Here is a 6,639-nt window from a genome sequence, read left to right on the forward strand (position 1 = left end):
GGAAAACAAGTATTCGACCCTGAAGGCCGACCAGCACTTCGCCGCCGGCAAACCGCCGCGCCCCTGGAAGATGCTGGTCAGCCCGTGGCTCTATTTTTTCCGGCTGTATTTCCGCAATGGCCTCTGGCGCTGCGGTTTTCCAGGTTTCATCGAGGCCGCGACCGGCGGTGTCTATGCTTTCCTGACGGCGGCCAAGATGTACCAGCGGCACGCCCTCGTGCGGAAGCCAAATTTCGACGATCAGGGTCTGGATGACGCGCAACGCGCCCGACGCGGCAAATGAGGACGCCATGAAGGTCATGCACTATCATTTCGGCAAGGAGGGAGGGGCGGAACGCTTCTTCGTCAATCTCGTCAATGCCCTCCACGACCGTGGGATCGAGCAGCGCATGCTGATACGTCCGGACCGGAGTTGGCGCAAGGATCTGGAAGGTTGCGGGGTCGTTTATGAGGGCGTGTTTCGTCGCGTCTCGCTGTCCCGCTTTATTTTGCAAGCGAGAATGAATCGTGTCCTGCGGGAATTCCAGCCGGATGTCATCATGGCATGGCAATTGCGGGCCAGCCGCTTCATGCCGTTGTGGAAAGACTCGTTTCGCATATCGCGCCTTGGCGATTATCCGGAACATCTCGGATATTATACCAATGTTCAGACGCTCGTTTGCATCACTCCGGATATGGCGGAAAGCGTCCGTAAAATGGGTTGGACTCGAGACGTCGAGGTGATCACCAATTTCACCCGCGCGAAACCCGTGACGGCAATTCAGCGTAGTGAACTGCAGACACCTGAAAATGCTTTCGTCGTTGTTGGCATGGGGCGTTTCGTTCCTCGCAAAGGTTTTGACCACCTCATAAAGGCTGTTCGCGATGTCCAGAATGCCTATCTTTGGTTGCTTGGCGACGGACCGGAGCGGGAAAATCTGATTAAACTTGCTTCCGACCTCGGTATTTCGGATCGCGTTCGATTTCCCGGTTGGAAAACCAATGCCTATGGTTACCTCGCGGCGGCAGACGTCTTTGCAATCACGTCATTGCACGAGCCCCTTGGAAATGTTTGTTTTGAAGGATGGGGGGCCGGAAAGCCGACGATTGCTGCGCGCGCGGAAGGCCCTTCCTGGGTCATGACGAACGAAGTCGATGCCCTGATGGTCGATTGCGCCGACGCGGCCGGGCTGACTGTTGCAATAGAGCGCTTGCGTAACGATCCCGATCTTCGGCGACGCTTGATCGATGGCGGGCAGACCACCTTGCAGAATCGGTTTTCGGAAGAGGTCATCAGCAACGCTTACATTGATCTCTTCCGGCGGGGAGTTGGCTCTCCATGAAGGTTGCCCATTTCCATTTCGGCAAGGATGGCGGGGCGGAGCGCTTCTTCGTCCACCTGGTCAACGCGCTTTCACGTCGCGGTGTCGAACAATCCGCCGTGATACGCCCCAACCGCGTTTGGCGGCGCGATATCAATGCGGCGACAAGGATTGTGGAAAGCCATTTCCGCAATCTGTCTTTTGATCGCTTTTTGCTGCCTTCGAAGGTGTTGCGAATGGCGCAGAAGGAAAAGCCGGATGCGCTCATGTCTTGGGCACAAAGGGCGAGTGAATTGATGCCGAACTACAAGGGCTGCATCAAGATTTCGCGGCTTGGCGACTATCCGACCAATCTCAGCTATTTCAAGAATACCGACATTCTGGTGTGCAATACCCCGGGGATCGGCGAGCATGTCCGCCGCATCGGCTGGACGCGCGGCGTCGAGGTGATTTCCAACTTCACTGATACCGAACGCGTCGCACCGATCGATCGCAAGAGCCTCGACACGCCGGAAGGCGTGCCGGTGGTGATGTCGATGGGCCGGTTCGTGCCGCGCAAGAGATTTGCACTGTTGACCGAAGCGGTTGCGAAACTGCCCGGTGTCTATCTCTGGCTTGCCGGTGATGGCGAGGAAATGGAGAATGTCCGCAAGCGCGCCGCCGATCTGGGCGTCACCGATCGCGTCCGTTTCCTCGGCTGGCAAAAGGACACGCGCCCTTACGTGGCGGCAGCCGACGTCTTCGTCATGCCTTCGAGCCATGAGCCGCTCGGCAATGTCATCCTTGAGGCCTGGGCACAGGAAAAGCCTGTCGTGTCCAGCCGGTCCGAAGGCCCGGTCTGGTTCATGCGCGACGGCGAAACCGGCCTTCTGGTCGATATCGACGATACCGACGGTTTCAGCCGGGCGATCGAGCGGCTGATCAATGACCGGCAACTGGCCGACCGCATTGCGGTTGGCGGCCGGGAAGCCCTGATGGAGCAGTTTTCCGAAGAGGCCGTCGCCAACGCCTATCTGGAACTGTTCAAGCGCAAGCCTTGAAGGCGTCGCAGCTTCAATCGTTCAAAAGCTTCTCATAAATCGCAGCGATCGCGGAGGCTTCCCTCTCGATCGCGAAATTGGCATGGACGTGCTCGAAGCCGTTTTGCGCATGGCGCGCAGCCATGTCGGGATCGGCGAGATAGGGGCGGATTGCGTCCCGCAAGGCTTCGTAATTACCGGCGGGAACGGCAGTCCCGGTCTGCCCGGGCACAATCATTTCCTCGTAGGCACCGGCATCAGACGACACCACGGCCGTCGTGGAGGCCATCGCTTCCAGCGGCGTCAGGCCGAATCCTTCGTTGCGCGACGGCGCGATATAGAGCGAGAGGCGACGATACCAGGGCTTGATGTCGTCGACCTCGCCCATGAACCGGATGCGATCCGTCAGTCCCGCAGATTTGACCAGGTTTTCCAATTCTTCTCCGAACGCGCGATGCTCTGTCGTGACCCGGCCGCAGACGACGGCCGTCCAGTCAGGATGGAGCGGCAGAAGCTCGACCATGGCGCGCACGAACAGGTCGGTTCCCTTCTGGTGACGGACGCGACCGAAGCAGCCGATCAGATGCTTGCCCGGCAATCCCGTGGCCGCGATCGTGTCATCCGGCGTTGCCGGCGGATGAAACATGTCGAGATCGATGCCGTGCTGGATGACGGTGTGCGGCACCTGAAGAAAAGAGCCGGAGCGGGAGGAGGTCGCGATCACAGCGTCCATTTTCGAGATCAGGAAACGCGTCCAGCCGGAATGGCGGCGCTGGGCCGCCGATGTGAAAAGAAGCTTCAGCGGCATGCGCAGGATATCGCGCAGGAACAGGCCGGGCAGCATCTCGATGTTGCGCCGGGCATGCCAGACGCGGCGGCGGCGGCGTCGCGGAGGTTTGTGAAGCCTGAGAAGATCGCTGAGGCGGACATGCGGCAGGGTTTCCGGCAGGCCGGGGCCGACGGTCGCGATCTTCTGTCCGCGCGCGCGCTGGACCGGAACGAGTTGGACGATCGTCGATGTCACACCGGACAGGCGACGCTTGAAATTCGGCGCGATGATCTCGACGTCGCTGATGTCTTCCACGATCGGATGTCCTTGCCGGTTTCAATGAAAAGCCCGGAGCGGCGCTGCGCCGTCCGGGCTTTCTGGATTCAACGGTCGGGAGTTCAGCCCCAGTTGATCGCGAGAATCTCGTAGGCCTTCGAGCCGCCGGGCGCAACGACCTCGATCGAATCACCGACTTCCTTGCCGATCAGCGCGCGGGCGATCGGCGAGGAGATGGAAATCCGGCCCTGCTTCACATCGGCTTCCTGGTCGCCGACGATCTGGTAGGTCTTGTTCTCTTCGGTGTCTTCATCGATGAGCTTGACGGTGGCGCCGAACTTGACCGTCGTGCCCGACATTTTCGACAGGTCGATGACTTCGGCACGCGCGACGTAGTCTTCTACTTCGCCGATACGGCCTTCATTGTGGCTCTGGGCTTCCTTGGCGGCATGATATTCCGCATTTTCCGAAAGGTCGCCATGGGCGCGCGCTTCGGAAATGGCTTCGATGATCCGCGGGCGCTCTTCCTGCTGGCGCCAACGCAGTTCTTCCTGCAGCTTGACGAAACCGCTCTGAGTCATCGGCACTTTTTCGACCATTTCACTGTCCTTCATAGTCCATGCGTTTGTCGCCTCGGGCGGCATCAGCACAAAATAAAACGGCCCCCGGAGCGTTAACTCCGGAACCGTCCGAAACATTTGAACAACGCTTATAACAGAAAGCGTGGCGCAAAAGCCAGATTATTCGAAGGGCGCGTTGCCCGGAAAAATCGGAGCGGTGCCTCGACCCCTTCCCATTCCGCGCATACGGAACAAACGGCACCGACGTTCGTTGGGTCTGCAAGACAAGGATTTCACCATGCAGAGCCCATCACCCGGACATCTGGAAGGCAGGCTGAACGCCCATCGCAAACTGCTCGTGGCGATGGCCGCCTTCATCGCCGAAAGCAGCGAGGGCAGGGCCTTCCTCATGCACCTGTCGCGCGATTCCGAGACGGTCTCCGATCATGAGGAGGACCCGGGCATCGAGCCGGACAGCAGTTTCGCCACCCAGCAGATCGCCGATGACGAGATGCAGTCGATCATCAAGGCGGCGCAGTCGCGAAGCCTTGCGGTCGAGCGGCAAGACGAGCAGCGACGCCGGGACGTGGCACCATAGAGCGAGGACAAATCATGCAAGAGAATAAGAGACCACAGGAGACGTTGAAGCTCTACCGGCTGGCTCCTGTCGCAGCACTCGATGATCCCAACTGGGGCAATGCCGATAACCAGGGCGAGATCCTGGTCCGTGCCTTTTCTCCGGCCGATGCCCGGATCACCGCGGCCGAAGCCGAACTGGATTTCACCGAGATCGATTCGCTGCCCGCCGAGGGCAATTCGACGCGCGATGCCAGCGCCTTTCGCAACGAGCGGCTCTATTCGGTGATCGAGGAGAAAGGGTCCGCCGAAGGTGGCCCGCGGGGTGTGGTCGAAGGCACTGTTTCCGTCGGCACGATCAAGCCGACGCAGATTTCCTGAGAAGAACATGGAGAGCACTCATGGCCGTCCGATCCAAGGCTGCCGCCCGCACGGCGGAAAAACAAAGGGATATCCAGGAGCAGGTGGCCGAGGCCGATGCCCGCGACAAGCAGGAGAAATCCGAAAAGCCAAAGGCGATGCAGGCCGGCGCGCGGGCTTATCCGGTCCCGCCTTTTCCCAAGCAGCATCAGCCGAAGCCCGGCGCCGAATACAAGCTTGATCCCGCGCCGCTCTATGAGGCGCCTTTCTATAAGGGATCGGGAAAGCTCGACGGCAAGGTGGCCCTGATCACCGGCGGCGACAGCGGCATCGGTCGCGCCGTTGCGGTCCTGTTTGCCCGAGAAGGCGCCGATGTGGCGATCCTGCATCTGGCCGAGGGACGCGATGCGGAGGATACGGTCAAGGCGATCGAGGCCGAGGGGCGCAAGGCCATGACGATACCCGGCGACGTCAAGGATAGAGCCTTTTGCCAGAAGGCGGTCGCCTCAGTGGTCGAGGTGTTCGGCAAGCTCGATATTCTCGTCAACAACGCGGCCTTCCAGGTTCATACCGCCGATGTGCTCGACCTGACGGAAGAGCATTTCGACGAGACGCTGAAGACCAATCTCTACGGCTATTTCTTCATGGCGCAGGCGGCGGTGCCGCACATGAAGGAGGGAAGCGCCATCGTCAACACCGGCTCTGTCACCGGCATCGAAGGCAGCAAGGAACTGCTGGATTATTCGATGACCAAGGGCGGCATACACGCCTTTACCAAGGCGTTGTCCGGGCAACTGGTGCCAAAGGGCATCCGCGTCAATGCGGTCGCGCCGGGGCCGGTCTGGACGCCGCTCAATCCCTCCGACAAGGAGGCGGAGGACGTGTCCAAGTTCGGCGCCAACACGCCGATGAAGCGGCCGGCACAGCCGGAGGAAATCGCGCCAGCTTACGTCTTCCTCGCTTCGCCGCAATGCTCGAGTTACATCACCGGCGAGGTGCTGCCGATTGTCGGCGGGTATTAATCGGGGGCGCCGCAGATCGGCGGCAGGAAAAACGCGCGATGTCCACAATTGGGCTTTACCTCAACCGGGCTTGAGGTTGTAACAGTCATGCTTCTCTGAGGAGACGGAAGCATGACGAGCGACAATATTCCCTGTGACAGCGGGCAGATGGGCGAGACCGCGGTGGAACGATCGGCGGGATGGGGAGAACTGCTGCAGCCGCGTCATCTCGTCTCTACCATTACGCTTTGCCTTGGCGTCGCGCTGTTCGCTTTCAACGAGTTCTTCATTTCCACGGCGCTGCCGAGTGCGGTGGTCGATCTCGGCGGTGCTGAGCTTCTCTCCTGGGCTTTCACGCTCTATCTCGTCTTTGCCATCATGGGCGGTTTGCTCGCGGCCAATCTGAAACAGCGATTTGGGGCGCGAAACACCCTGCTTGCGGCGGCGGCCGTCTTCATTGCCGGCACCGTGCTTGCGACTTTCGCCGGCGGCATGAGCGAGGTGCTGGTCGGGCGGCTCTTGCAGGGTGCCGGCGAGGGGATCGTCGCCGCCCTTTGTTATGCGCTGATCCCGGAACTCTTTCCCTCCCGCCTGGTGCCGAAGGTCTTTGGCGCCGAAGCCATCGTCTGGGCGCTCGCCGCCTTTTCCGGGCCGCTGGTGGCCGGCAGCCTGACGGAACAGTTTTCCTGGCGCGCCGCCTTCTTCGTCTCCCTTCCGGCCGCCATCGTCTTCATCGTGCTGGTTCTTTTCATCGTGCCGCGCGGGGTAACCGGGGCA

The 6,639-nt window shown here is 60.5% G+C and carries 8 protein-coding genes and 1 pseudogene; 7 read left to right on the top strand and 2 right to left on the bottom strand.

The annotated features are described in order from the left end of the window. From VL202_RS14360 to VL202_RS14370, 3 genes and pseudogenes are all read left to right on the top strand, one after another. Positions 1 to 283 (top strand): annotated as a pseudogene (locus VL202_RS14360) (glycosyltransferase family 2 protein); the annotation flags it as partial. Between the two features lie 7 nt (positions 284 to 290). Continuing rightward, positions 291 to 1,322 (top strand): glycosyltransferase, encoded by a 1,032-nt coding sequence (locus VL202_RS14365; protein ID WP_325464783.1) that lies wholly within the window; start codon positions 291 to 293, stop codon positions 1,320 to 1,322. Beyond that, complete coding sequence (locus VL202_RS14370) at positions 1,319 to 2,341, top strand: glycosyltransferase (RefSeq protein ID WP_325464784.1); 1,023 nt, start codon at positions 1,319 to 1,321, stop codon at positions 2,339 to 2,341. Before VL202_RS14365 ends, VL202_RS14370 begins: the two co-directional genes overlap by 4 nt. 13 nt (positions 2,342 to 2,354) lie before the next feature. Here the strand turns inward: VL202_RS14370 and VL202_RS14375 are convergent, their stop codons facing one another. Together VL202_RS14375 and greA are read right to left on the bottom strand one after the other, a co-directional pair. Further along, complete coding sequence (locus VL202_RS14375; protein WP_325464785.1) at positions 2,355 to 3,404, bottom strand: glycosyltransferase family 4 protein; 1,050 nt, start codon at positions 3,402 to 3,404, stop codon at positions 2,355 to 2,357. 83 nt (positions 3,405 to 3,487) lie between these two features. After that, positions 3,488 to 3,964 carry a transcription elongation factor GreA gene (gene greA / locus VL202_RS14380; protein ID WP_325464786.1) on the bottom strand — a complete coding sequence of 159 codons (477 nt, stop codon included), beginning with the start codon at positions 3,962 to 3,964 and terminating at the stop codon, positions 3,488 to 3,490. Between the two features lie 259 nt (positions 3,965 to 4,223). On the opposite strand from greA, the gene VL202_RS14385 reads away from it, so the two are divergent. The 4 genes from VL202_RS14385 to VL202_RS14400 form a co-directional block, all read left to right on the top strand. Next, a complete protein-coding gene (locus tag VL202_RS14385; RefSeq protein ID WP_325464787.1) occupies positions 4,224 to 4,523 on the top strand; it encodes a hypothetical protein in 300 nt (99 codons plus the stop codon). 14 nt (positions 4,524 to 4,537) lie between these two features. Further along, the gene (locus VL202_RS14390; protein WP_325464788.1) at positions 4,538 to 4,882 is read left to right on the top strand and encodes a hypothetical protein; all 345 of its coding nucleotides are present in this window, start codon (positions 4,538 to 4,540) and stop codon (positions 4,880 to 4,882) included. A 20-nt stretch (positions 4,883 to 4,902) separates the two neighbouring features. Continuing rightward, positions 4,903 to 5,883, top strand: coding sequence for an SDR family oxidoreductase (locus tag VL202_RS14395; RefSeq protein WP_325464789.1), 981 nt, complete (start codon positions 4,903 to 4,905; stop codon positions 5,881 to 5,883). Between the two features lie 147 nt (positions 5,884 to 6,030). Continuing rightward, on the top strand, positions 6,031 to 6,639 hold a 609-nt coding region (locus VL202_RS14400), incomplete at its 3' end, for an MFS transporter (RefSeq protein ID WP_325464790.1).

The sequence above is a fragment of the Pararhizobium sp. genome (genome assembly GCF_035497515.1).
Lineage (GTDB): Bacteria > Pseudomonadota > Alphaproteobacteria > Rhizobiales > Rhizobiaceae > Pararhizobium.

Excerpts from the sequence above, each read along its gene's own strand:
- greA (WP_325464786.1), bottom strand. The coding sequence starts at position 3,964 with ATGGTCGAAAAAGTGCCGATGACTCAGAGCGGTTTCGTCAAGCTGCAG.
- VL202_RS14385 (WP_325464787.1), top strand. The coding sequence starts at position 4,224 with ATGCAGAGCCCATCACCCGGACATCTGGAAGGCAGGCTGAACGCCCAT.
- VL202_RS14370 (WP_325464784.1), top strand. The coding sequence starts at position 1,319 with ATGAAGGTTGCCCATTTCCATTTCGGCAAGGATGGCGGGGCGGAGCGC.
- VL202_RS14390 (WP_325464788.1), top strand. The coding sequence starts at position 4,538 with ATGCAAGAGAATAAGAGACCACAGGAGACGTTGAAGCTCTACCGGCTG.
- VL202_RS14365 (WP_325464783.1), top strand. The coding sequence starts at position 291 with ATGAAGGTCATGCACTATCATTTCGGCAAGGAGGGAGGGGCGGAACGC.
- VL202_RS14395 (WP_325464789.1), top strand. The coding sequence starts at position 4,903 with ATGGCCGTCCGATCCAAGGCTGCCGCCCGCACGGCGGAAAAACAAAGG.